This is a genomic window from Aliihoeflea aestuarii, from assembly GCF_024105665.1.
GTDB lineage: Bacteria > Pseudomonadota > Alphaproteobacteria > Rhizobiales > Rhizobiaceae > Aliihoeflea > Aliihoeflea aestuarii.
Genome location: NZ_JAAAMK010000002.1, coordinates 191,716 through 216,500, shown reverse-complemented (window position 1 = coordinate 216,500; position 24,785 = coordinate 191,716). Strand labels below are relative to the sequence as shown.

At 61.2% G+C, this 24,785-nt stretch carries 26 protein-coding genes; 16 read left to right on the top strand and 10 right to left on the bottom strand.

Annotation, left to right across the window (positions count from 1 at the left end; all coding sequences use genetic code 11):
• The first annotated feature begins 88 nt into the window (after window positions 1-88).
• A complete protein-coding gene (locus GTW25_RS05315) occupies window positions 89-742 on the top strand; it encodes an invasion associated locus B family protein (protein ID WP_252910926.1) in 654 nt (217 codons plus the stop codon).
• 67 nt (window positions 743-809) lie between these two features.
• On the opposite strand, the gene hspQ is transcribed toward GTW25_RS05315, so the two are convergent.
• The gene (gene hspQ, locus GTW25_RS05310; protein WP_252910925.1) at window positions 810-1,142 is read right to left on the bottom strand and encodes a heat shock protein HspQ; all 333 of its coding nucleotides are present in this window, start codon (window positions 1,140-1,142) and stop codon (window positions 810-812) included.
• A 114-nt stretch (window positions 1,143-1,256) separates the two neighbouring features.
• Between hspQ and GTW25_RS05305 the strand changes: the two genes are divergently transcribed.
• A complete protein-coding gene (locus tag GTW25_RS05305) occupies window positions 1,257-2,216 on the top strand; it encodes an AEC family transporter (protein ID WP_252910924.1) in 960 nt (319 codons plus the stop codon).
• Here GTW25_RS05305 and GTW25_RS05300 read toward each other — a convergent pair.
• A complete protein-coding gene (locus GTW25_RS05300; RefSeq protein WP_252910923.1) occupies window positions 2,179-3,408 on the bottom strand; it encodes a UbiH/UbiF family hydroxylase in 1,230 nt (409 codons plus the stop codon). The two genes, GTW25_RS05305 and GTW25_RS05300, sit on opposite strands and share 38 nt — an antisense overlap.
• 145 nt (window positions 3,409-3,553) lie before the next feature.
• Here GTW25_RS05300 and pcsA point away from each other — a divergent pair, with 145 nt between their 5' ends.
• The 6 genes from pcsA to GTW25_RS05270 all read left to right on the top strand — a co-directional run bounded on the left by pcsA (window position 3,554) and on the right by GTW25_RS05270 (window position 10,129).
• Entirely contained in the window at window positions 3,554-4,321 is a 768-nt protein-coding gene (gene pcsA, locus GTW25_RS05295; protein ID WP_252910922.1) for a phosphatidylcholine synthase, read from the top strand.
• 3 nt (window positions 4,322-4,324) lie between these two features.
• The gene (locus tag GTW25_RS05290) at window positions 4,325-5,302 is read left to right on the top strand and encodes a quinone oxidoreductase family protein (RefSeq protein WP_252910921.1); all 978 of its coding nucleotides are present in this window, start codon (window positions 4,325-4,327) and stop codon (window positions 5,300-5,302) included.
• Between the two features lie 129 nt (window positions 5,303-5,431).
• A complete protein-coding gene (locus GTW25_RS05285) occupies window positions 5,432-7,006 on the top strand; it encodes an ABC transporter ATP-binding protein (protein WP_252910920.1) in 1,575 nt (524 codons plus the stop codon).
• Window positions 7,006-8,100 carry an ABC transporter permease gene (locus GTW25_RS05280; protein ID WP_252910919.1) on the top strand — a complete coding sequence of 365 codons (1,095 nt, stop codon included), beginning with the start codon at window positions 7,006-7,008 and terminating at the stop codon, window positions 8,098-8,100. The genes GTW25_RS05285 and GTW25_RS05280 overlap by 1 nt, the downstream gene beginning before the upstream one ends.
• On the top strand, window positions 8,093-9,007 hold the full coding sequence (locus tag GTW25_RS05275; protein WP_252910918.1) for an ABC transporter permease: 915 nt from the start codon (window positions 8,093-8,095) through the stop codon (window positions 9,005-9,007). Before GTW25_RS05280 ends, GTW25_RS05275 begins: the two co-directional genes overlap by 8 nt.
• 48 nt (window positions 9,008-9,055) lie before the next feature.
• The gene (locus tag GTW25_RS05270; protein ID WP_252910917.1) at window positions 9,056-10,129 is read left to right on the top strand and encodes a BMP family ABC transporter substrate-binding protein; all 1,074 of its coding nucleotides are present in this window, start codon (window positions 9,056-9,058) and stop codon (window positions 10,127-10,129) included.
• Window positions 10,130-10,181: 52 nt separating this feature from the next.
• Here GTW25_RS05270 and GTW25_RS05265 read toward each other — a convergent pair whose 3' ends face one another.
• On the bottom strand, window positions 10,182-10,544 hold the full coding sequence (locus tag GTW25_RS05265) for a hypothetical protein (RefSeq protein ID WP_252910916.1): 363 nt from the start codon (window positions 10,542-10,544) through the stop codon (window positions 10,182-10,184).
• 241 nt (window positions 10,545-10,785) lie between these two features.
• Here GTW25_RS05265 and GTW25_RS05260 point away from each other — a divergent pair, with 241 nt between their 5' ends.
• The 6 genes from GTW25_RS05260 to GTW25_RS05235 all read left to right on the top strand — a co-directional run bounded on the left by GTW25_RS05260 (window position 10,786) and on the right by GTW25_RS05235 (window position 16,715).
• A complete protein-coding gene (locus tag GTW25_RS05260; protein ID WP_252910915.1) occupies window positions 10,786-11,163 on the top strand; it encodes a hypothetical protein in 378 nt (125 codons plus the stop codon).
• 208 nt (window positions 11,164-11,371) lie between these two features.
• Window positions 11,372-12,574: a septal ring lytic transglycosylase RlpA family protein gene (locus GTW25_RS05255; RefSeq protein WP_252910914.1), complete on the top strand. Its 1,203-nt coding sequence runs from the start codon at window positions 11,372-11,374 to the stop codon at window positions 12,572-12,574.
• Between the two features lie 204 nt (window positions 12,575-12,778).
• Window positions 12,779-14,191 carry a circularly permuted type 2 ATP-grasp protein gene (locus GTW25_RS05250; RefSeq protein WP_372493054.1) on the top strand — a complete coding sequence of 471 codons (1,413 nt, stop codon included), beginning with the start codon at window positions 12,779-12,781 and terminating at the stop codon, window positions 14,189-14,191.
• A 15-nt stretch (window positions 14,192-14,206) separates the two neighbouring features.
• On the top strand, window positions 14,207-15,148 hold the full coding sequence (locus GTW25_RS05245; RefSeq protein WP_252910913.1) for an alpha-E domain-containing protein: 942 nt from the start codon (window positions 14,207-14,209) through the stop codon (window positions 15,146-15,148).
• Between the two features lie 9 nt (window positions 15,149-15,157).
• Entirely contained in the window at window positions 15,158-15,952 is a 795-nt protein-coding gene (locus GTW25_RS05240; protein ID WP_252910912.1) for a transglutaminase family protein, read from the top strand.
• Between the two features lie 34 nt (window positions 15,953-15,986).
• The gene (locus tag GTW25_RS05235) at window positions 15,987-16,715 is read left to right on the top strand and encodes a proteasome-type protease (RefSeq protein ID WP_252910911.1); all 729 of its coding nucleotides are present in this window, start codon (window positions 15,987-15,989) and stop codon (window positions 16,713-16,715) included.
• A 45-nt stretch (window positions 16,716-16,760) separates the two neighbouring features.
• Here the strand turns inward: GTW25_RS05235 and GTW25_RS05230 are convergent, their stop codons facing one another.
• The 6 genes from GTW25_RS05230 to GTW25_RS05205 all read right to left on the bottom strand — a co-directional run bounded on the left by GTW25_RS05230 (window position 16,761) and on the right by GTW25_RS05205 (window position 22,802).
• Window positions 16,761-17,264, bottom strand: coding sequence for a BA14K family protein (locus GTW25_RS05230; RefSeq protein ID WP_252910910.1), 504 nt, complete (start codon window positions 17,262-17,264; stop codon window positions 16,761-16,763).
• 131 nt (window positions 17,265-17,395) lie between these two features.
• Window positions 17,396-18,607 carry a molybdopterin molybdotransferase MoeA gene (locus GTW25_RS05225; RefSeq protein WP_252910909.1) on the bottom strand — a complete coding sequence of 404 codons (1,212 nt, stop codon included), beginning with the start codon at window positions 18,605-18,607 and terminating at the stop codon, window positions 17,396-17,398.
• Window positions 18,604-19,086 carry a cyclic pyranopterin monophosphate synthase MoaC gene (gene moaC / locus GTW25_RS05220; protein WP_252910908.1) on the bottom strand — a complete coding sequence of 161 codons (483 nt, stop codon included), beginning with the start codon at window positions 19,084-19,086 and terminating at the stop codon, window positions 18,604-18,606. Before moaC ends, GTW25_RS05225 begins: the two co-directional genes overlap by 4 nt.
• The gene (trpC, locus tag GTW25_RS05215) at window positions 19,083-19,877 is read right to left on the bottom strand and encodes an indole-3-glycerol phosphate synthase TrpC (RefSeq protein WP_252910907.1); all 795 of its coding nucleotides are present in this window, start codon (window positions 19,875-19,877) and stop codon (window positions 19,083-19,085) included. Before trpC ends, moaC begins: the two co-directional genes overlap by 4 nt.
• Window positions 19,874-20,899: an anthranilate phosphoribosyltransferase gene (trpD, locus tag GTW25_RS05210; protein WP_252910906.1), complete on the bottom strand. Its 1,026-nt coding sequence runs from the start codon at window positions 20,897-20,899 to the stop codon at window positions 19,874-19,876. Before trpD ends, trpC begins: the two co-directional genes overlap by 4 nt.
• Before the next feature lie 13 nt (window positions 20,900-20,912).
• Entirely contained in the window at window positions 20,913-22,802 is a 1,890-nt protein-coding gene (locus tag GTW25_RS05205; RefSeq protein ID WP_252910905.1) for a SurA N-terminal domain-containing protein, read from the bottom strand.
• A gap of 137 nt (window positions 22,803-22,939) precedes the next feature.
• On the opposite strand from GTW25_RS05205, the gene tpiA reads away from it, so the two are divergent.
• Both tpiA and GTW25_RS05195 read left to right on the top strand, forming a co-directional pair.
• Window positions 22,940-23,698, top strand: coding sequence for a triose-phosphate isomerase (tpiA, locus tag GTW25_RS05200; protein ID WP_252910904.1), 759 nt, complete (start codon window positions 22,940-22,942; stop codon window positions 23,696-23,698).
• A 177-nt stretch (window positions 23,699-23,875) separates the two neighbouring features.
• On the top strand, window positions 23,876-24,307 hold the full coding sequence (locus GTW25_RS05195) for a Ros/MucR family transcriptional regulator (RefSeq protein WP_252910903.1): 432 nt from the start codon (window positions 23,876-23,878) through the stop codon (window positions 24,305-24,307).
• Here the strand turns inward: GTW25_RS05195 and GTW25_RS05190 are convergent.
• Window positions 24,304-24,645, bottom strand: a complete 342-nt coding sequence (locus tag GTW25_RS05190; RefSeq protein WP_252910902.1) for a hypothetical protein — start codon at window positions 24,643-24,645, stop codon at window positions 24,304-24,306. The genes GTW25_RS05195 and GTW25_RS05190 overlap by 4 nt on opposite strands.
• Between the last annotated feature and the right edge of the window lie 140 nt (window positions 24,646-24,785).

Here is a 24,785-nt window from a genome sequence, read left to right as displayed (position 1 = left end):
TGTTGCCGCATTTGGCCAACACGACGCCAATCGATGGGCTACGGCCGGTTCCGGCACCCGAATTCTTTATGCGAAAGGATCGCTTCGGATGACGACCCTTACCACCGCTACCACTTTTTCAACGATCGCTGCCGGCCTGGTGGGACTGGCGCTTTCGACGTCTTCTGCAAGCGCGCAGCAGCCGCAACTGCCCGAGGGCTGGTTCAAGGCCTGCACCCAGCAGGAAGAAACTTCGATCTGCAACGTGCAGAACATCATGGTTTCGGAAACGGGACAGCTTCTGACGGGCATCAGCCTTATCCAGCTTGAAGGCGGTCAGGATCGCCGCGTGTTCCAGGTCACCGTGCCGCCCGGCCGCCTTCTGCCTCCCGGCATCGGCTTGCAGATCGATGGCGGCGAAACACAGAAACTGGATTACGTCATCTGCCTGCCCGACCGGTGCATCGCCGAAGGCCAGTTGACCGACCAGCTCGTGAACTCGTTCAAGCGCGGGTCGAACCTGCGGCTGACTTCGGTTAATTTCCAGAACCAGCCCAATCCGATACAGGTGACCCTTGCAGGCTTTACGCAGGCTTATGACGGGGCGCCGCTGCAACAGTCGGACATCGAGAACCGTCAGCGCCAGCTTCAGGATTTCGTCAGCCGCAATACCGAAGAACTCAATCGCCGCCTGCGTGAAGAGCAGGAACGTGCGGTACAGGGTGGTGGCGCGACGCCGGCTCCGGCTCCTGCTGCCGAGTAATCTCCACGGGATTTCAAACAGACAAAAGGCGGCCTTGAGCCGCCTTTTTCATTTTTAAGTGTGGACCTCAATGGCTGGCTCGCGGCTTAGGCTCGTAGTGGCCACCACGCAGCGATCCGAAATATTGGCGCAACTGCGGATGCCGGACGGGCTCGCCCGTTTCGTCAGGCAAAAGGTTCTGCTCCGACACGTAGGCGATATATTCGGTCTCGGCGTTTTCGGCGAGAAGATGGTAGAAGGGCTGGTCCTTGCGGGGCCGCATCTCGGCCGGGATGGACTGATACCATTCCTCGGTATTGGCGAATTGCGGGTCGACATCGAAGATGACGCCGCGAAACGGAAAGATGCGGTGCCGGACAACTTGTCCAATGGCGAATCTGGCTTGTATCGTATGTGGCATGTAATTGACCTCAATGGTCTATCTGGCGCACCGACGATATAAATTCAATCCCGCATGGCTTGACGGTCACGCTCCCGCTTCGTAAGCGCGGCATGTAGCCAGTCGCGCGGATCCATGTCTGACATCATTGCACTCGTGCTGCCGTTCTTCGGCATGATCTTCCTCGGCTCGCTGGTGGCAATGCTCACCAAACAGCCTATCGAAGCGCTCGGCTGGATGAACACATTCATCCTCTACCTCGCCTTGCCCGCTCTTTTCTTCCAGCTTCTGTCCCAGACGCCCTTCGAGGAACTCACAAACTGGACCTTCATACTGGGCGCCGTCGCGGCCACCTATATCGTCTTCTCGCTCATGTTCGCGATTTCGTGGATCGGCGACCGGAATATTCCCGATTCGACGATCAAGGCGTTGGCGGCATCTTATGGGAATATCGGTTATATGGGCCCCGGACTGGCACTTTTGGCGTTCGGCGAGCAGGCCGCCGTCCCGGTCGCCCTGATATTCGCCTTCGAAAATGCAGTCCACTTCGCCGTCGCCCCGTTCATGATGGCGGTGTCCGGCGAACGGAAGGAGTCCTGGTGGCAGGTGGCCAGGGGTGTGACGACCAAGATCGTCTATCATCCATTCATCATCGCGACCGCGATGGGCGTTCTGGCCGCTTGGCTTCAATGGCGTCCACCCGTCGCTCTCGACACCATGCTCGATTATCTCGCTCGGGCGGCCGCGCCCTGCGCGCTGTTCGTGATGGGCGTGACGATCGCGCTGCGTCCGCTGAAGCGTGTGCCGGTCGATCTGTTGCCGATCACGGTGCTCAAGCTGATCGTGCATCCGCTCATCTGCTACGCGATCCTGACGGCAATCGGCGATTTCCCGCCGGTCTGGATCTATACGGCCATGCTGCTCGCCGCATTGCCGACGGCCACCAACGTGTTCGTCATCGCGCAGCAATACGGCGTATGGGTGCAGCGGGCTTCGGCCAGCGTGCTCGTCACGACGATCGTGTCGATCGCGACCGTCACCGCTATCCTCTACGCGATCAAGTCCGGCTTTCTGCCTGCCGATCCCTGGTCTTGAGAGGCAGCAGTGACCGCAGGCCGTTTCCCGGACGCATGCCTTCCTGCATGAAGAAATTGCGCAAAGGCGATAGTGTACGCAGCGCCTCGAAAACGGCGCTTCTGGCGACCTGAGCCGGGAGCAGATCGGAAAGCAGCGAGCGGTTCAGAAGGTCGACTACGCCCGAGCGCAAAGCGATGTCGGGGCGTCTTTTGGCCTCGTAGGCGGCAAGTGCGTCTGCGGCGCCGATATCTTCCCGGTTGCGCGTCGCGACCTGCACGAGGCTTTCGACGTCGCGGATGCCGAGATTCAATCCCTGCGCGCCGATCGGCGGAAAGACATGTGCGGCTTCACCGACGAGGGCGATTCGGTTCAGCGCATAACGCCGTGGCCGCGACGTACTCAGCGGATAGGTCTGCGGCTGCGTCTCCACTGTCACGCGTCCGAGCATCGAGCGCATTTGCCCTTCGATGCGGACAGCGAGTTCGGATGGGTCGAGCGCCAAGATGGACGGCGCATCGTCGGTGCGTACCACCCACACGAGGCTCGACCGGTTTCCGGCAAGCGGAACCTGCGTGAACGGGCCGGATTCGGTGTGAAACTCCGTCGAAATGCCCTCATGCGGCCGCGTATGCGAAAAGCTCAGGACGATGGCCGACTGGCCGGTCGATTGGGTCTCCACGTAGATGCCGGCGGCAAGCCTTGCAGACGACCCCCTTCCATCCGCCGCTATTACGAGGGCAGCGGCGATCTCAGTGCCATCCTCCATCCTGGCGTCGACATGCGTTTCCGATGGATGCCAGCTTGCGACGAGGCCTTCCAGACGACGAATCCCCGGCGTTTCCAAAATCGCAGTTTCGAGGGCGGCGTTGAATTCGGCGTTCGCCACGTTGTGCCCAAAGGCTGGCAGATCGAGTTCCGAGGCATGGAAGGTTACCGTCGGACTTCTGACGAGGCGCTGCGTGGCATCGACGATCCGCATGGTGCGCAACGGCTCACCGCGAGTCTCAATGAACGAGCCAAGCGAGAGCGATTTGAGGTAATCGATGCCCGGATGCATGATCGCCGTGGTTCGGCCATCGGCAGTCGACGCCTTCGGACCCGCGATCGCCGTTTGGAAGCCGGCCTTCGCGCAGGCGAGGGCGGCGATCATTCCAACCGGGCCGGTGCCCGCGACAAGTACCTCGTATTCGGCTCGATCCGTCATTGCCATCCGCTTTCCTTTTGAAACGGATATATGTTCTCAGCCACGGGATTGATCAACGGGGCGATTTGGCCCATTGCGGATGGGAGAGTTAAATCGGCGGCGCGAGGACGAGTCTTCGACCGCTTCTTCAAAGCTGGACTGGCGTGGACCCGTGAGTAAGGATACCAATCGAAAGCCGTTGTCGCAGCGCATTCCCAAGCCCAAGAAGAAGGTGACCTGGCCGCAGGCGCGCGCTTTTTCGGTGCATTTGCTGACTGCGTCCGGGTCGTTTCTCGCCTTCCTGTCGCTCGTCGCGGCGGCCGAGAAGCAGTGGACGGCCATGTTCCTGTGGCTTGGTCTCGCGCTGTTCGTGGATGGAATCGACGGACCCATCGCGCGCAAGCTCGACGTCAAGGAGGTTTTGCCGACCTGGTCCGGCGAACTCCTCGACAACATCATCGACTACGTCACCTATGTTCTGATTCCCGCCTTCGCGCTCTACCAGAGCGGTTTCATGGGCGAGGGACTGTCGTTCCTTTCAGCCGCGATCATCGTCGTTTCGAGCGCGATCTACTATGCCGACACCGGCATGAAGACGACGGAGAACTTCTTCAAGGGGTTCCCGGTCGTCTGGAACATGGTTGTCTTTACGCTGTTCGTGATCGAACCGGGCGAGTGGGTGTCGTTCGCCGTCGTCGTTGTCGCCGCGATCCTGACCTTCCTGCCGCTCAACTTCCTGCATCCCGTAAGGGTCGCGCGGCTGCGTCCGCTCAATCTGAGCATCTTCCTCGGATGGTGCGCGCTGTCGGCCTATGCCCTGATCATGGACATGGACCCACCGGAGTTCGTGCAGGTCTCGATCGCGATCCTGAGCATCTATCTTTTCTGTATCGGCATCGTGATGCAGATCTTCCCCAAGCTTGGAATGAGAAAGGCCTGATCGATGGCAAAAGCGATCCGCATCAACGCGCATGGCGGCCCGGAAGCAATGACGCTGGAAGACGTGGACGTCGCCGCGCCGGCGGTGGGCGAAGCGCGAATCAGACACACCGCGATCGGCGTGAATTTCCTCGACGTCTATTTCCGCACGGGCCTTTATCCGGCACCGAATGGTCTTCCGCTGACGCCGGGCCATGAAGCTGCCGGTGTGGTGGAAGAAATCGGGCCGGGCGTCCACGGCATCAAGGTCGGCGATCGGGTGGCCTACGCCTCCGCGATCGGCGCTTACACGACCGCGCGCACGATGCCGGCCGACAAGCTGGTGAAGATTCCAGAGGGCGTCTCCGATGAGGAAGCGGCCGGCATGATGCTGAAGGGCATGACGGCCGAGTATCTTCTCCGTCGCACCTTCGAGGTCAAGGCCGGGCACACGGTTCTCTACCATGCCGCTGCCGGCGGCGTCGGGCTGATCTTTGGCCAGTGGGCAAAGCATCTGGGCGCAACCGTGATCGGCACAGCCGGTTCGCCCGACAAGGTCGAACTCGCCAGGGCGCACGGCTTCGACCACGTCATCAATTACCGTGAGCAGAATTTCGTCGAGGAAGTGGCGAAGATAACCGGCGGGAAGAAGTGCGACGTCGTTTACGATTCGGTCGGCAAGGACACGTTCGAGGGATCGCTCGACTGCCTCAACCCACGCGGCCTATTCGTATCTTTCGGGCAGTCCTCCGGCCCGATCCCGCCGATGAATGTCGGGCTCTTGTCGCAGAAGGGCTCGCTCTACATGACGCGTCCGACGCTTTTCTCCTACATCGGGACGCGCGCTGAATTGGAAGAATCGGCCGGTGCGCTGTTCGACGTGGTGAAGAACGGTATCGTGAAGATCGAGATCAACCAGCGATATCCGCTCGCCGAGGTCGCACAGGCGCATGCCGATCTTGAAGGCCGCAGGACGACTGGTACCACGATTCTCATTCCCTGAAGTCAATCACACGCTTATGCGTTGAAGCACTTTCAAAACCGCCGAAGCTTTGCTCTTCACGCATCGGCGGCCTAAGGTCGGCTAAGGGAACAAAAGAAGGCAGGCCATAGGCCGCCGAACGGGGGATGAGTGGATCAGTCCTACCTGAGCAAAGCCGATGTCCTGCTCGCCGTGCGCGGGCTGACCAAAATATTCGGGTCGCTCAAAGCGTGCGACAGCATCGATCTGACGATCGGCAAGGGCGAGATACATGCACTGCTCGGCGAGAACGGCGCGGGCAAATCGACGCTCGTCAAAATGCTGTTCGGATCGCTCGAACCTGCCTCCGGCGAAATCTACTGGAAGGGCGATCAGGTGCGCATCGCCAGCCCCGGACAAGCCCGGCAAATCGGCATCGGAATGGTCTTCCAGCATTTCTCACTGTTCGAGGCGTTGACGGCCGCCGAGAACATCGCGCTGTCGATCGATGACGACACGCCGATTATGAAGATCGCTGAACGCGCACGGTCTTTGTCCAAGGCATATGGCCTTCCACTCGACCCGTTCAGCCATGTCGGCGACCTGTCGGTGGGCGAGCGCCAGCGTATCGAGATCATCCGCTGTCTGCTTCAGGAACCGGAACTGATCATTCTGGACGAGCCGACATCGGTTCTGACGCCGCAGGAGGCCGACCGGCTTTTCGAAACGCTGGAGCGTCTCAAGGGCGAGGGCAAGTCGATCCTCTACATCTCGCACCGTCTCGAGGAGGTGAAACGCATCTGCGATCGTGCGACCGTGCTTCGCCATGGCAAGGTCGTCGGCCATTGCGATCCACGCCAAGAAACCGCCGCGTCGCTGGCGCGCATGATGGTCGGGCTGGAAGTCAAAAACGTAGTTCGCGAGGCGCCGGCAACCGATGCCGGACGCCAACCGCTTCTCCTGATCGAGAATTTGAACCGCAAACCCGCCACGCCCTTTTCCGTGCCCCTGCGTGACATTTCGGTCAGCGTGCACGCGGGCGAAGTGCTGGGCATCGCCGGCGTCGCCGGCAACGGGCAGGGCGAATTCTTCGAGGCCGTTTCCGGCGAAACCTTGCAGGACAAGGCGGATATCGTGTGCGTCTCGGGCAAAGGCGTCGGTCGGCAGGGCATCTCGCAACGACGGTTGAAAGGCGCGGCCTTCGTGCCGGAGGAACGCCTCGGACACGGTGCCGCACCTGCCATGAAACTATCCGAAAATCTCCTCCTGTCCCGCTATCGCACAGATGCGAAAGAGTATCTCGGCGCGGCGGGAACGATACGGACAGGCCGGATCGCCGCAGCAGCCAGGCGCATCGTGGATATGATGGATGTGCGAAAAAGCGCCGAAGACCCCGAGGCGTCGGCGCTTTCGGGCGGAAACCTGCAAAAATTCATCATCGGGCGCGAACTCGATCGCGAACCGAAGGTGATGGTCGTCAACCAGCCGACATGGGGCGTCGACGCAGGCGCGGCCGCGCGCATCCGTCAGGCGCTGATCGATCTTGCGCGGTCGGGTTCGGCGGTGCTCGTCATCAGCCAGGATCTCGACGAGCTCTTCGAAATCTCCGATTCCATTGCGGTCATGCATGACGGCCGTTTGTCCCAGCCGATACCCATTGGCGAGGCGACCTTCGAGAAGATCGGCCTTCTGATGGGCGGCGCGGACGATGCGCATCCGCCACGCCCGTTCGAGGAGACCCTGTGATGCGCATCGAACTCGTCAAACGCCCGCAGCAATCAGCACTCTTCAGCGCATTGTCGCCCTTCATCGCCTTCGGGCTGACGATCGCGACGGGTGCGATTCTGTTTGCCGCACTTGGCAAGGACCCGCTTGAAACCCTCTATTTCTATTTCATCGATCCGCTCACCGAGACGTGGTCGCTGCATGAACTCGCCATCAAAGCCGCGCCGCTGATCCTGATCGCGGTCGGGCTGTCCGTCTGCTTCCTGTCGAGCAACTGGAATATCGGTGCGGAAGGCCAGTTCATCATGGGCGCGATCGCAGGATCGATCCTGCCGGTCGTCTTTCCCGACTTCCAGTTCTGGTTCGTTTTGCCGCTGATGCTTTTGATGGGCATCGCGGGCGGAGCCGCCTATGCGGCGATCCCGGCCATTCTCAAAGTGCGGTTCAACACGAACGAAATCCTGTCGAGCCTGATGCTCGTCTATGTCGCCCAGCTCTTTCTGGACTGGCTGGTTCGTGGACCATGGCGCAATCCGGCGGGCTTCAACTTTCCCGAGACGCGCAGCTTTCATGAGTATGCGCGCCTGCCGGAAATCTGGGCCGAATCCGGCCGCGCGCATTATGGCTTCGCCTTCGCGCTGATCGCTGCGCTGATCTTGTGGTTCGTGCTGTCGCGTACGCTCAAGGGTTTCGAAATCAAGCTGATCGGTCAAAGCCCGCGGGCAGGGCGCTTCGCTGGCTTTTCTGCCGGTCGCATGGTGATTTTCGCTTTCGTCATCTCGGGAGCGATGGCGGGACTTGCCGGCATTTCGGAAGTTTCGGGCGCGATCGGCCAGCTCCGCCCCTCGATCTCGCCGGGTTACGGCTTCACCGCCATCATCGTCGCCTTCCTGGGACGGCTCAATCCGCTCGGTATCGTTGCCGCCGGCCTCGTTCTCGCCCTGACATATCTCGGTGGCGAGGCGGCGCAGATTTCGGTCGGGCTTTCCGACAAGGTCGTGCGTGCTTTCCAGGGTTCGATCCTGTTCTTCGTGCTCGCCTGCGATACGCTCATCCACTACCGCATCCGGCTCGTTCGCCCAAACACCGCACCGGCGGAGGCCGCCAATGTTTGAAGCTATCCTGCTTACCGTATCGATGGCCGCGACGCCGCTTTTGCTGGCAGCCATCGGCGAACTCGTGGTCGAACGCTCCGGCGTTCTCAATCTGGGCGTCGAGGGCATGATGATCATGGGCGCGGTGACCGGGTTCGGCGTCGCGCTGATGACCGGCAATCCGTTTCTCGGCGCGTTCGCAGCCATCATCGTTGGCGCGCTGTTTTCGCTGCTCTTTGCCTTCCTGACGCTGACGCTCGTCACCAATCAGGTCGCGACCGGGCTGGCGCTGACCCTTCTTGGGCTGGGTCTTTCGGGCATGATCGGCGAGAGCTTCGTCGGCCAGCCCGGCGTGCGTCTGCCGCGTCTCGATGTGCCCGTGTTGTCGGAACTGCCGATCGTCGGCCGGCTGCTCTTCAGCCAAGACCTGATCTTCTATGTCTCTGTCTTCCTGACGCTCGGCGTGGTCTGGTTCCTGTTCTACACGAAGGCCGGGCTGACGCTGCGCTCGGTCGGCGACAATCATTCCTCCGCGCATGCGCTCGGCATCAAGGTCGTTCGCATCCGTTATATGGCGGTTCTGTTCGGCGGCGCCTGTGCCGGTCTCGCTGGTGCGCATCTGTCGCTCGTCTACGTTCCGCAGTGGGTGGAGAACATGACGGCCGGTCGCGGCTGGATCGCGCTGGCGCTCGTCGTCTTCGCCTCCTGGCGACCGTTGAGGGTGCTTGCGGGGGCGTATCTGTTCGGCGCTGTGTCGATCGGGCAGCTTCATGCGCAGGCCCTGGGGATAGGCGTGCCTTCGCAGCTTCTTTCCGCTCTTCCCTATCTGGCGACGATCATCGTACTTGTTCTAATCTCTCGAAACAGGCGACTGACAATGGTGAACACACCGGCATCTTTGGGGCGGCCGTTTGTTCCAGATCGCTAACAAAAAACGACGGGAATGCCCCGGGTGACCAACAGAGGACTTGAACCAATGAAGACTATCACTCTTGCTCTGGCGGCTTCGGTCGCGGTGCTCGTTCCGGCGGTCGCCTCCGCGCAGAACGAAACGGCCAAAGCCTGCTTCATCTATGTCGGGCCGATCGGCGATTTCGGCTGGTCCTACCAGCACGACCAGGGTCGCCTCGAGGCGATGGAGCATTTCGGCGACAGGCTCGAAACGGCCTATCTCGAAAGCGTGCCGGAAGGCGCGGACGCCGAGCGCGCGATCGAGCGTTTCGCACGGTCGGGCTGCGACATCATCTTCACGACATCGTTCGGCTACATGGACGCGACCAACACGGTCGCCGGCCGGTTCCCGGACGTGAAGTTCGAGCACGCCACCGGCTACAAGCGCGAGCATCCGAACGTATCGACCTACAATTCGAAGTTCCACGAAGGTCGCTACATTCAGGGCGTGATCGCCGGACGCATGTCGGAAGCGGGCGTCGCGGGCTACATCGCCTCGTTCCCGATTCCCGAAGTCGTCATGGGCATCAATGCGTTCATGCTGGGCGCGCAGTCGATCAACCCGGATTTCCAACTCAAGGTCGTGTGGGCGAACACCTGGTTCGACCCGGCGCGTGAAGCCGACGCGGCAACGGCGCTGATCGACCAGGGCGCGGACATCATCACCCAGCACACCGACTCGACCGCCGCGATGCAGGTTGCCGCAGAGCGCGGCATCCCGGCATTCGGGCAGGCGTCCGACATGATCGAGTTCGGTCCCGAGACGCAGCTCACCTCGATCATCGACGACTGGGGTCCGTATTACATCGAGCGCATCCAGGCCGTGATGGACGGAACCTGGGAGCAGGTAGACATCTGGGACGGTCTTGCCGAAGGCCATGTCGTCATGGCGCCCTATGCCAACATGCCCGACGACGTGAGGGCCGAGGCCACGGAAACCGAGGAAAGCATCCGTTCCGGTGCGTTCAACCCGTTTACGGGACCCGTCAACAAGCAGGACGGATCGGTCTGGCTCGCAGAGGGCGAAGTCGCCGAAGACAGCGTCCTTCTCGGGCTGAACTTCTATGTCGAAGGCATCGACGATCAACTGCCGCAGTAACAGGGCGATCATCTCATCAGGAAAGGGCGCCCGTAACTGGCGCCCTTTTCGTTTATTCCGACGACAAGAAGGGCGGGTCGTCGAGTGCCGGGTCGGCGGTCGGCAGAAGCCTTCCGAAGGTCTGCCCGCCGAAATTCATCGTGTTCAAATCGGGGGCGGACATCGAGCGCGGCACGCCGTCGCTGCAATCGTAGTTCGGCCAGCCCGCCGGGTAGCAGGCGATCATTTGCGCCCAACCGGATTTTTGCGACCATTCCTCCAGCCGAAACGAGCCATCCGACATTCGCCTGACCGTCGATCCGTCATCGGCCTCCCAGTAGAACGGGATCCCGCTCGGATGCGGTCCGTCGGGTTCGATCGGCCGACCAAGCGGTTTGGTCCCATGGACCATCCAGACGAGGCGCGTGCGGCTCATTGCCGTCACGAAGGCAGGCGGTATCGAAGCATTTTCGCCGTGGGGCGAAAGCAGCGTCGTTTGGGCCGTCGCAGCATCCAGAGGGACAGCCATACATGCAACCGCGATCCAAAAGCGCCACTGCATCGTCACCGCCTGTGATCTCATACGTCTTTGCTCAATGTGCCTGCAGGGCGGGCGACTGAACCAAACCCACCTTCGATCCGTATGGGAAGGGATACACGAAACACAGGAGGCGCGCATGTACCGTTCCGGACTGGCCATTTCGATCGTCCTGACATCTCTCGTGCCGGCTTCGGCGCAGACCCTGGACGGTGCCGGAATCGAAGAGATCATCACCGACAAGCGCGTTCTTCTGTCGACGCCCTACGGGTTGCGCCTGCCGCTTCGCTATGAATCCGACGGCAGTGTGACCGGCGACATTTCCGGCTTCAGCATGGCTTCCATGTTCACACCGAGCGAGACGGGCCGTTGGTGGACCGAAGAAGACAGCATGTGCCAGCAATTCCCAACCTGGTACGATGGCGCGACCTTCTGCTTCACGATCGAAAAGACCGGCGAGGACGCGATCATTTGGAAGCGCAATGACGGTCTTGAAGGTACCGCAACGATCGAATGATCCGGTAGGATTTTAGTCGAAATTTAACCATGCAAAGCAAGGCGCGACATGCGCCCCATTCCTGCCAGCATCCCGACACAATCAATTAATACGCAGCTAAACAATTCGTGCGATCCACAGGGTCGATCGGTTATGGACGATAAGTTTTCGTCCAAATAGATTTCGGGTTGCGGATTTCGACCGCATTGGGGACTGGGGACTACATCGCATGGCAGAAACAAGGCGCCGCCGCAATTCGCAGACGCTTGCGTCTGTTGTGCTGTTGATGTCCGGCGCAGCGTTCCTTGCAGCGTGTTCTGCCGGTCCCGCGAAGGTTGCGGGCAAGAAGCCGACGCGGTCGTCCGAATATTTCGCCGAATCCGAATATGGCGTGAAAGCCAGCCCGCGCGTATCGAATTTGAAAACGAACCTGCCGCGCGGCGGCGGCCGTGATCAGGTGGGACGGCCCTATCAGGTTCGCGGACAGTGGTATCGCCCCAAGGAAGATCCGAATTATCGCAGCACCGGGCTCGCGAGCTGGTATGGCGATGCCTTCCATGGCCGGCTGACGGCGAACGGCGAAGTCTACGACAAGACGCATCTGACCGCCGCGCATCCGACCATGCCGCTGCCCAGCTATGCGCGGGTGACGAACAAGACGAACGGCACGTCGGTCATCGTGCGGGTCAATGATCGCGGTCCCTTCGCCAAGGGACGGGTCATCGATCTTTCGCAGCGCGCCGCCGAGTTGCTCGACTACAAGAGCAACGGCATTGCGCAGGTTTCTGTCGAATATGTCGGGCGCGCGCCCCTGCATGGTCTCGACGACGCTTATCTCATGGCCTCCTACCGGCCCGGAGGCAGCGCGCCCGATCCGTCCGACGGCCTGCCGACCGGCGTCATGATGGCGATGAACGGTGGAACGCCGACGGCCCCCGTCGCGGCCGTACCGCAAGCGCCGGTTCCGTTCGAGGTCCGCCAGACGAACGACTCCGACCATGGCCATTTCGTGCTGCCCGATATGGTGCCGATCGCGCCTGTCCGTCCTTCGGCGACAATGGCGTCCATCGACGGCTTTACCGTCATGTCCTATGCGGACCAGCTTATCGGCGAGGCGTCCGTCGCCGCTGAAAGTTTCGGGGCGCATCGGCTCGATACCCAGGCCGTCGTTGCGTCTTTCGCGCGTTCGAACGCTTCGCGTGAGGGAACCGGTGTCGCATCATACGTCAATGCCGGAACGTTCGCCTCAAAGGCAGAGGCGCTTGCAGCCGCTTCGCATTTCGCCTCGTTCGGCAAAGCCAGCATCGATGCGGACCCCGCCGGCAATTGGTACGGCGTCACGGTCATCGAGGACGGTTCTGTTTCGCTTGACTCGATCCTGCGCCACGCCTGGGCGAACGGCGTCTCGGACGCGATGATCGTTCGTAACTGAAAAAGCAGCATATCTTCCCGAACGAAGTCAGGAACGCGTTGTGAGACAGCGCGTTAAAGATCCGTCCCGCGCCAAGCGACGTTAAATCCGCCTAAGGATTGTGCAGTCGCTGTCGATGGATCAAAAAAGGGGGAGCTTCGACATTCCAGCGACTTGCTTTTTCCAGATCGAACACGTCGAATGCAGCAACATGGGAGTTGTTGCGTGGTAGCATTTGACGAGATGCGGCCGGAAGAAGCCGGGCTGCGAAATCCATACTCCGAATATGACGGCTGGCTCACCGAGCAGGATACGGCTCGTCTCGGTCAAAAGATGAAAGACGCCGAGAACGTCTTTCGGCGAACCGGGATCACCTTCGCGGTGTATGGCGAGCAGAATGCCGCTGAGCGCCTGATCCCGTTCGACATCGTCCCACGCATTATCTCCGGTGCGGAATGGCGTCGCCTGACATTGGGCATCGAGCAGCGCGTGCAGGCACTGAACGCATTTCTCGAAGACATCTACCATCGCCAGGAAATTCTGCGGGCAGGGCGCGTCCCGAAGGAACTGATTGCCGGCAACGTGGCGTTCCTGCCCGAGATGATCGGTCTTCGTCCGCCCGCCGGCGTCTACACCCACATCATCGGCACCGATATCGTGCGGACCGGCGAGAACGATTTCTTCGTTCTCGAAGACAATGCCAGGACACCGTCCGGCGTCTCCTACATGATCGAGAACCGCGAGACGATGATGCAGCTCTTTCCCGAGCTGTTCAAACGGATCAAGGTTCGCCCCGTCGAAAACTACCCGCAATTGCTGCGCCAATCGCTCGCGGCGGTCGCGCCGCGTTCGGCCGACGAGCAACCGACCATCGCCGTCCTGACGCCAGGCAGCTTCAACTCCGCCTATTTCGAACATGCCTTTCTGGCTGACCATATGGGCGTCGAACTGGTCGAAGGGCACGATTTGCGCGTGGTCGACGGCCATGTCGCGATGCGCACGACGGAAGGCTACAAGCAGATCGACGTGCTTTATCGTCGCGTCGATGACGATTTCCTCGATCCGCTCAGCTTCAATCCGGATTCGGTTCTGGGCGTTCCGGGCATCATGGATGTCTACCGTGCCGGGAACATAACCATCGCCAACGCGCCGGGAACGGGCATCGCCGACGACAAGGCGATCTACTCCTACATGCCCGAGATCGTCGAGTTCTACACGGGACGCAAGCCGATCCTCGGCAATATTCCCACATGGCGGTGCTCGGAGCCGGATAGCCTCGCCTATGTGCTGGAACATCTTGGCGAACTGGTCGTCAAGGAAGTTCACGGCTCCGGCGGTTACGGGATGCTGGTCGGCCCGGCCGCGTCGAAGAAGGAGCGCGACGCCTTCGCTCAAAAGCTCAAGGCCCGTCCCGGCAATTACATCGCGCAGCCTACGCTCGCGCTTTCGACCTGTCCGATCCTGACAGATGCAGGTCTGGCTCCGCGCCATGTCGATCTTCGCCCGTTCGTTCTGGTGTCGGATCGTATCCGCATCGTACCCGGTGGGTTGACGCGCGTCGCGCTTCAGCCCGGATCCCTCGTCGTCAACTCCTCCCAAGGGGGCGGCACGAAGGACACATGGGTTCTGGACGACTGAAGGCGAGGGACCGACATGCTTCTTGGACGCACGGCCAACGGCCTTTACTGGATGAACCGCTATATCGAGCGTGCCGAAAACATGGCGCGCCTCATCGATGCGGGTCTACGCATGGCGCTGACCCGCAACGAGAGCGACGCGGAGGAATGGACGTCCGTCATCATGTCCAGCGGCGTCGAGGCCGGATACCGGAGCAAGCACGACGAGTTCAACGCCGCCAATGTGTGCGACTACCTGCTGCGTGACATCGAGAATTCGTCGAGCGTCCTGTCCTCGATCGAGACCGCGCGCATGAATGCGCGCATGGTGCGCACCGCGCTGACGCGCGAGACGTGGGAAAGCATCAACGATGCGTGGATGTCGTTTCGCCGCATGCTGTCCGGCCCGCTCGACGAACGCGAGGTTCCCAAAGTTCTCGACGCGATCAAACGCGAGACGGCCCAGATACGTGGCGCATTCCACGGGACGATGCTGCGCAACGAGATCTATGATTTTTCGCAGCTCGGCATCTTTATCGAACGCGCCGACAACACGGCCCGCATTCTCGACGTCAAATATTACGTGCTCCTGCCGTCCATCTCGTGGGTCGGCTCATCGATGGACAATTATCAATGGGAATCGATCCTGCGCTCGGTTTCGGCGCATCGTTCGTATCGCTGGGTCTATGACGCTGCCTACAAGCCGACGAATATCGCCGAGTTCCTCGTGCTTTCGCGGCGCATGCCCCGGTCGCTCGCATTCTGCTACCGGATGATCGACGACAGCCTAGAAGGATTGGCGAGCGACTACGGCATTCGCCACCCGTCCCATGAAATGTGCGCCGACATGCTCTCCAAGCTCAAGGCGATGCGGATCAAGGACGTTCTCGATGAGGGGCTGCACGAGTTTCTGACCGACGTCATCTTGCGGACGAACCGGTTGGGTGACCAGGTCGCTCGTGATTATCGCTTTTTTTGAGGTCGGACCATGCTGCTCAACATCGTCCACCAGACCACATACAGCTACGATCAGGGGTTGCCCTACGCTTTGCAACGCGTTCGGCTGACACCGCGTAGCGATGCGCTGCAAACAGTTGAGCGCTGGGAACTGACTTTTGAGGGGGCGCAGGAGGAGGTTCGTTTCATAGACCACTTCGGCAATCAGAGCCGGTTGCTTAGCACACAGCCCGGCGCTTCGACCGTCACCGTCACCGCAAAGGGACTGGTCACAACGATCGACCGCACGGGTGTTTCCGGCCCCCATACCGGCTTCGCGCCGCTTTGGCTTTTCGAGCGCGAGACGCCGTTGACCGCGCGGACGCCTGAAATTTTTGCGCTCTCCGGTTCGCTTGAGGGACCGGATCTTCTTGCACGGCTGCATGATCTGATGGACGAGATAAAATCGCGCGTATCCTACGTAACCGGCACCACCACCGCGGCGACGACCGCGCATGAGGCTTTAATAGCCGGGCAGGGGGTCTGCCAGGACCATGCGCATATCTTCATCGCCGTTCTGCGCGCCGCCGGTTTTCCCGCGCGATATGTCAGCGGCTACCTGCTTCTTGATCACACCGACCATCAGGTCGCCAGCCACGCCTGGGCCGAAGCGCATGTTTCGGGGCTGGGCTGGGTCGGGTTCGACGTTTCGAACGCCATGTCGCCGGACGAGCGTTATGTGCGCGTCGCGTTCGGTCGCGATTATCGCGACGCTACGCCGGTCGCGGGAATCCGTCAGGGACAGGCGCAGGAACGGCTTGAAGTCCACATAACAGTCGAGCAGTAATCTTCGCCTGCGCTTTTCCTTATGTGGCGATTCGATGACCTACTGCGTTGGCCTCAAGATCGATCGGGGGCTCGTATTCATGTCCGATACGCGGACGAATGCGGGCATCGACAGCATTTCGAGTTTTCGCAAGATGACCGTCTGGAAGAAGGAAGGCGAGCGCGTCATCGTCCTTCTGTCGGCGGGAAATCTGGCCACCACGCAGGCCGTCGTCAGCCTGCTGGACGAGCGAAGCAAGGCCCATGCAGAGCGCGCGCCGTCCATCCTCGAGACGCCGTCGATGTTCCAGACGGCACGACTGGTCGGCGACACTGTCAAGGAAGTGATCACGAATTCAGCGCCCGTCGGCCAGAACGCGGATGCGTTCGGCGCATCGTTCATTCTGGGTGGGCAGATGCGCGGGTCCGAACCACGCCTGTTCATGATCTATCCGGAAGGAAATTTCATCGAGTCGTCGGACGATACGCCGTTCTTTCAGATCGGCGAAACCAAATATGGCAAGCCGATTTTGGTTCGGGCTTACGACCCGCAGATGACTTTCGCGGAGACCGCGAAGCTTTTGATGGTCTCGTTCGATTCCACACTCAAATCGAACCTGTCGGTCGGATTGCCGCTCGACATGCTGTTCATGGAGCGCGACACTTATAAGATCGCGCTGCAAAAGCGCGTGGGTGCTGACGATCCCTATTATCGCCAGATATCCGATGGTTGGTCGGATGCGCTCAGAAACGCCTTTCGCAGCCTGCCGGATTTTCCAGGTTAAAAAAAAGCGGCCTATCGGCCGCCTTTTCATGTCACCATCAGGTTATCAATAATAGGGCGAACGGCACTCACGGCGCGGCCCGTTGTAGGGCTGGAACGTATTGTCATAAGCCCGATAGGACCGGTAACGGTTGTAGCACCAGTTCTCATGCGCGCTGCCGTAGTCGCGAGCGTAACCGCGTGGAGCGGGCTGCGACGCGATCGCGCCGCCGACGATTGCTCCGGTTATGAAAGCGGCCGGCGGGAACCAGAAACCATCGTAACGACGATAGCCAGGACGATAATCTCTATATCCGCGATGGCCTCGATACCATCCCGAGCGCTGGCCATGCCAGCGATCGCGATCCCGGTAGCGCGGGCCGCCGCGTTCGCGGTAATAGCCGCGGTCTCGATAGCCTTCGCGGTAGCTACCATCGCGCCGGCCTCGATCGGGACCGCGCAACATCTGCTCCACAGTCAGCCCGCTGCGATCCTGCGCCACCGCAGGTACAGGAGCACTGAAAACTGCCATCATAGCGGCCGCGCATATACTCGTGAACAGCTTTTTCATGACGAAACTCCGCAAACTCGTGAGGCCAAGCCTTCACGCAGTCCCTTTACTGCCAGAAACGGTTCTCGCGCGTCCGCGGTTCCCTGATGGGAGATTGCATTCGCGCAATTCTTCGCAAGTGAGCGTCACGATCAGGTGATGTGTCTCAAGACGACGATATCGCAAACATCGCCCTTGGACGCTGCCGGCGCATGAGGTGGTCTCAAGATCAGCGCATTGGCCATGGCAAGGCTCTTCAGCATGGACGAATCCTGAACGGACATCGGCTCCACGACGATGCCATCGGGCACGTTACGGGCAATGGCGCGTACATAATCCTGTCGCTGCTCATTCGCTGCCATGGGTGTGGCAAGGCGCGCACGCCAAATGTTCGTCGTGGTCGAAGTGCCCAGCATGCGCGCAACCAGCGGACGAAGGAAAAGATGGGCGCACACCATGGCCGAGACGGGGTTACCCGGCAGGCCGAGAAAACGCGTATCACCACGACGACCGGCCATTATCGGCTTGCCGGGGCGCATCGCGATCTTCCAGAAGGCCAGATCGATGCTTTTCGCGGCAAATACCTTTGCCGTCAGGTCGTGATCGCCCACAGACGCACCGCCAAGCGTGACGACGATGTCGCAACCGCCTGCCATCGCTCTGTCCAGCGTTTCGCCGATCGCAAATTCGTCGTCCGGGACGATGCCGAAGTCTACCGGTTCGCCGCCGCCTTCATGTACGATTCCGGCAATTCCGAAATTGTTCGACGCAACGATCTGATCATCCGTCCGCAACCGGCCCGGTTCGACCAGTTCGTCGCCGGTGGCGATAATGCCGACACGCGGTCTCCTGACGACCGGAACTTGCGTGAGATCGGCCGCCGCGATCAGCGCGAGCGCAGCAGGATCGATGCGTCGACCCGGTTCGAGCAGGGGCTCGCCTTGCCTGAAATCCAGTCCGGCGCCGCGAATGTGGCGTCCCTTGGCCACCACTTCCATCGCGGTGATCATATCGCCCGCGCGCTCGGCGTTTTCCTGAATGAGGATCGTGTCGGCACCGTCCGGCATTGGTGCGCCGGTGAATATGCGAACGGCCTGCCCGTCATCGACATGTCCTATGAAACGCCTTCCGGCGGCCGATTCCCCGATAACGGTCAAAACCGTCGGAACCGTTGCAATGTCGGACGCTCTTACCGCGTAGCCGTCCATCGCGGAGGCGTCGAAGGGCGGGTGCGTGCGAAGTGCCGTTACCGGCTCGGCGAGGACGCGTCCCAGCGCATCTGGCAGCGCGACATATTCGGTCCTGAGCCGCTCGACGTCGCCGAGCAGGCGGGCAAGCGCTTCATCGACCGGAATGAGGCTCATGATTCCGGCCGTCTGAAATCGCCCGATTTGCCACCCGCTTTTTCGATCAACCGGATTTCGCCGATCGTCATCGCCTTATCCAGGGCCTTGGCCATGTCATAAATCGTCAGGCAGGCAACCGAGACGGCGGTGAGTGCTTCCATTTCCACGCCGGTCTGGCCAGAAAGACGCACTTCGGCCCGTACCTTAAAGCCGGGCAGGGCATCGTCAGGTTCGATGTCCACGACGATCTTCGTCAACAGGAGCGGATGACAAAGCGGAATGAGGTCCGCCGTCTTTTTGGCGGCCATGATGCCTGCCAGCCGTGACGTTCCCAGAACGTCGCCCTTCTTCGCATTTCCGGCCAGGATTGCGGCCAGTGTCGCCGCGTCCATCCGAACCTGTCCTTCGGCGACGGCAATGCGCTGCGTCGCGTCCTTGCCGCCCACATCGACCATATGCGCCTCTCCGCCCGGTGCGATGTGCGTCAACCGGCTCATGCGGCGTCCAGCAATGTGCGTGTCGCGGCCGCGACATCGTCCTGACGCATCAGGCTTTCGCCGACCAGAAACGTGTCGATGCCGCTTCTGCCAAGGCGGACACAATCGTCGCTCGTGAAGATGCCGCTCTCGGCGATGACGATCCGATCGTCCGGAATCAGTTTAGCAAGACGTTCGGACGTGGCCAGATCGACTTCGAAGGTCCGCAGGTCGCGATTGTTGATACCGATCAGCGGCGAGTGGAGTTGCAGGGCGCGATGCGTCTCCGCCTCGTCGTGCACCTCGATGAGGGAAGCCATTTCGAGCTGCGATGCGACATCCTCGAGTTCTCTCGCCAGCACGTCGTCGACGCTTGCCATGATGATCAGGATCGCATCCGCGCCCCAGGCGCGGGCTTCGAAAACCTGATACGGGTCGAACAGGAAATCCTTGCGCAGCGCGGGCAGGGCGGTGGCGGCGCGCGCTTCCGTCAGGTAGCTCGCCGCGCCCTGGAAGGACGGTCCGTCCGTCAGGACGGACAGGCAGGCCGCACCGCCCGCCTCATAGGCGCGGGCGAGCGCCGGCGGATCGAAATCGGCCCTGATCAGACCTTTCGACGGGCTGGCCTTCTTGATTTCCGCGATGAGCGCCGGCCAGCCTTCATCATGCTTCGCCCGAAGCGCACCGATGAAATCACGCGGAACATCCATGTCGCGCGCAGCCGCCTCGACATCCGCAATCGGCCGCTTCGCCTTGGCGCTCGCGATTTCTTCGCGCTTGTAGGCTTCGATCTTGTGCAAGATGTCGGTCATGAGGTCGGTCCGGATCGGTTGGAAACGGCAATCAAATCGGCAAGACACTGGCGGGCCTTGCCGGTATCGATGGCATCATGCGCGAGATCGATACCGATTTCGAGGGTCTTGGCCCGACCGGCCACGACAAGCGCGCCGCCGGCATTCAGGACCGCGATATCACGGTACGGGTTCTTTGCGCCGTCAAGAACGGCCTTCAGCGCGGCCGCATTCGCCTGCGCATCGCCGCCTTTCAGGTCGTCCGGCCGGGCGCGTGCCAACCCGAGCTGTTCAGGAAAGATCTCGAAGGTGTGGATTTCGCCGTTTTCGACGGCCGCGACCTGTGTCGCGCCGGTCGTTGTCATCTCGTCAAGGCCCTCGCCATGCACCACCCAGACATGATCGGAACCGAGCTTTTTCAGAACCTCCGCGATCGGTTCGAGCCAGTCCGGCGAGTAGACGCCAACAAGCTGCCGCTTCACGCCCGCCGGGTTGGAAAGGGGGCCGAGCAGATTGAAGATCGTCCTCGTGCCAAGCTCGACCCGGCTGGGCCCGACATGGCGCATCGCGGCGTGATGCGCCGGTGCGAACATGAAGCCCAGGCCCGCCTCGCGAATGCAGGCGGCGATCTCACGCGGTCCAAGCTCGATATTGACGCCGAGCGCTGCGAGCGCATCGGCAGCGCCCGATTTGGACGACAAGGCACGATTGCCATGCTTGGCGACGGGCACGCCGGTTCCGGCGACGATGAACGCCGCGCAGGTCGACACATTGTATGAGCCAGACCCGTCGCCGCCCGTTCCGACAATGTCCACCGCGTCGGCGGGCGCTTCGACGCGCAGCATCTTCGCGCGCATCGTCGCCACGGCGCCTGAAATCTCGGGAACCGTTTCGCCGCGCACGCGCAGTCCCATCAGAAAACCGCCGATCTGGCTTGGCGTCGCTTCGCCCGACATCATGATGTCGAACGCCTCGCGCGCCGCCTCGAAGGAAAGCCTGCCTCCCGAGGCGACGTGAGCGATATGTGTCTTCAGATCCGCCATTCGGGTGCCGGTCCTAAAAGTTCAGCGCCTGCTGTGCGGCATTCTGGTTGACGGTTACCGGATACTGCGCCTGCAAACGCTCGATCAGTTGATCGAGCAGGTCGTCGGCGAGTGCTCCGGCCTGATTCTGCGCGACGTTTGCCGGCAGCGTGTCGCCCGATGCGTTGGCCGGCGCGAACACTTCCGTGACCTGAAGGACGATTTGCCGGTTGCCCTCATTCGAGGCGATCGTCTCGATGCCGTTCAGCGGAACGGAAAAGGCGGTCGCGACGCCGTCGCGTCCAAGATCGACATCGTCCGCGCCGCGACGAAGGCCACGCTTGGTCTGAACCTCGATACCGAGTTCGCCGGCTATCTCGCTCATAGCATCGCCGTCTTCGAGCCGAGCGGCAATCTCGTTGGCGCGATCGGAAAGATTGCGCGCGGTTTCCTGCGCGCGCCAATCGGCAAGGGCTGTGTCGCGCACCTCGTCCAGCGTCCGCTCGCGAGCAGGGGTCACATCCGTCACCTCGAAGAAGAGGTAGCCGTTGCCGGCAAGAGGAAGGGGCGCATTTTCGGCATTGGGTTCTGCTTCGAACGCCTGTTCGAGCACCTCCTGCGCGGACGGAATGTCAGTAACTTCGTTGCCTTGGGGATCGAGGCCGACCGCATCGATCGCCTCTATGGTCACGACATCGAGGCGGTTCTGCTCGGCCGCCTCGCGCAGGCTTGCGCCGCCTGCACGCGTGTCTTCATAGGAATCGTAGACGTCGAGGAGAATGCGGCTTGCCTCGTCCAGCGCGATCTCTTCGCGAATTTCATCGGTAACATCCGCGATGGGGCGAACGGCCTCGGCCTGAATCTCGTCAACGCGCGCGATCAGCGATCCGAAGGCGCCGGCGATGACGCCGCTCGTCTCGCCTTCCTCCAGCGTGAACACGGCGTCGGCTATCGCCGGGTCGGGCAGTTCTTCGCGCGTGAAGGTGCCGAGCGTCAGGTCGTCCGTCGTGCGGCCGAGCTCCTGGGGGATTTCGTCGAATGTGACGTCGCCCGAAGCCAGGCGCTCGGCTGCCGCCTCGGCCGATGCCGTATCGGGAAAAACGATCTGGCTGATCGTACGCTGCTCCGCTTCGCTGAACGAATCGCGATGGCTTTCATAAAACGCTGTGACGTCCTCGTCGCTGATGGAGGTCGGATCCGCGATGGTATCCGGCTCCAGGCGCACATATTCGATCGATCGATACTCCGGCGCTGCGTAATTGGACGCGTTCTCGTCGAACCAGGCTTGAAGAACGTCATCTGCCGGATCGCCGATGGGATCGATGCGCGCGGGATCGATGACCAGATATTTGGCGGTGCGGTCTTCGCCCTGATAGAGCGCCATCGCCGTCAAAAAGGTGTCCGGCGCGGCCATGCCGTCGGAGACGGCCTCGATGATCTGCTGGCGGATTGCCAGTTGTTCGCGAGTGCGCCTGTAGTCGCGCGGATGCATGCCCACCTGCTGCAGGACGAAGTCGAATTGGTTGCGGTCGAACTGGCCGCTGGAGTTGAGGAAGGCGGGGTCCTGACCGACGAGCGCCGCCAGCCTGTCGTCGGAAAGGCCAAGACCCATCTCGCGCGCCTGTTCGTCGAGAACCGCGCCGGCGATCAACTGACCCATGACCTGCTGGTCGAGGCCGAAGGCACGCGCCTGCTCCCGCGTGATGCGCGAGCCGAATTGCTGCGAAAGCGACTGCATCTGCCGATCGTAGGCGAGGCGATATTCATTCGCGGAAATGCGTGTGTCGCCCACCTGGGCGACATGGTTGCCGACGCCTGTGAAAATCTGGCCGGAAATGCCCCAGACCGCGAAGCTGATGACGAGCAGGCCAAGCAGCAGCTTCACCATCAAAGATCCGGTCTTGCCGCGCAACCATGTCAGCATTTTCAACTTTCCCGCATTGGATCAACAATTGTCGAGTGTCGGAATACCGTTACGGACCGACGCTGTCGATTGCTTTGTCGACGCTTTTTGGTACCAAGCAGCGATCCCATAGCGATGAACCGACAGCGAGATGACAGATGAGCGCACAAATCCGACCCGTTCTTGCCGGCAACTGGAAGATGAACGGCGTCGCCTCGTCCCTTTCCGAGCTGAGTGAAATCGTCGAGGGGCATGCACGCTTTCCAGACGTGGACCTCGTCGTCTGTCTGCCGGCCACACTTTTGAGCCGAGCGCAGCCTCTCGTGACGGATTCCGGTGTCGCGATCGGCGGGCAGGATTGCCATGCCGACGCGGCCGGTGCGCATACCGGCGACATTTCGGCCGATATGCTGGTCGATGCCGGTGCGACCTGCGTCATCGTCGGGCATTCGGAACGGCGTGCCGACCACAACGAGACCAGCGAAACCGTGGCCAGGAAGGCGACCGCCGCCTGGGCGGCAGGTCTAAAGGCTATCATCTGCATCGGAGAAACACGCTCCGAGCGCGAAGCAGGTGAAACGCTCGACGTTCTGTCGGCACAGATCGCAGGCTCGGTTCCCGTGGAGGCGACTGCCGCGAACACGCTCGTCGCCTATGAACCCGTCTGGGCCATCGGCACCGGCCTGACGCCCACCGCCGCCGATGTCGGCGTCGCCCATGCGCATATCAGGGCCGAACTGACGCGAAAGCTCGGCGACGCCGCCATGACCGTCCCCCTGCTTTACGGTGGATCCGTCAAATCCTCGAACGCAGCCGAACTGATGGCTGTGGATGACGTGAATGGCGCACTCGTTGGAGGCGCAAGCCTGAAAGCGGCCGATTTCCTGGCGATTGCGGCTGTATTCGGAAAGATTTGATTCAAAATCACGCTTGGTTATTGGCTTGAGGTTTACCACCTGACAAGCGGATATATCTGGTGACCTGACGCGGCCGCGATCGCGATCTAGAACTGACTCAGTCATATAGCGATTCGACGGTCGGTCTTGAGTGCCCGGTCCGAGACGCTATCTGTATTGAGCGGCGGAGTATGCGTAATGAACGAACATAGTGTAGGCGGGCGCCCCGACGAGGAGCATCTCCTGGAACTGACGACGCAAATCGTCTGTGCGTATGTCAGTCATAATCCTGTGCCCGCGTCCGAAGTACCGGGATTGATTGGTTCGGTTCATCAATCCATCAGTTCACGCTTGGGGGCTGTCTCGACCGAACCCGCGCAGGAACCAGCCGTTCCGGTAAAAAAGTCCGTGACACCGGATTACATTATCTCGCTGGAAGACGGACGCAAATTCAGGACGCTGTCGCGGCACCTGATGGCGCGCTACGGCCTGACGCCCGAGCAGTATCGCCGCAAATGGGGGCTACCGGACGACTATCCCATGGTCGCGCCCAATTATGCCGTCGAGCGCTCCAAGATCGCCAAATCCATGGGACTTGGGCGTCCCGACGCCGGCTCGTCCGACGACTAACCCACAAGCGGGCAGCGCGGCGCGCGGGCGAACGTCACATGGATGCGTTCACCGCGTGACCGGCCGACGATATCGATCGTTCGTCTGTTTACGTTCGCGATTTGCGCGCGCCGGATGCCCATCCGCTCCGCCTTGTGCAACGCGTCGCCGGGCGAGCAACCGCCGTGATTGCGGCGACCGGTGGTCCAATCCCGATCGTAACCGCGACCGGGCGCGAAAAACTCGCTGCCGGGGCGGTGTCCGCCGCCAAGCCCATAATAGCCGCGATCCTGTGCGGTTGCCGGCAGCGCGGTGAGCAGCATCGCCGCGATCATCCCCAGAACACCAATATGCTTCATGTCGAAAATCCCCGGAACGCCTGATCGCGTTTATGGAGACCAGGATACGGGCGGCTGTCTGAACCCTTGGATTACAACGCATTCATGAGTCGTTCAGGGGGACGTCTACGGCATGCTCCAATATGTGCTTGCAAAAAGAA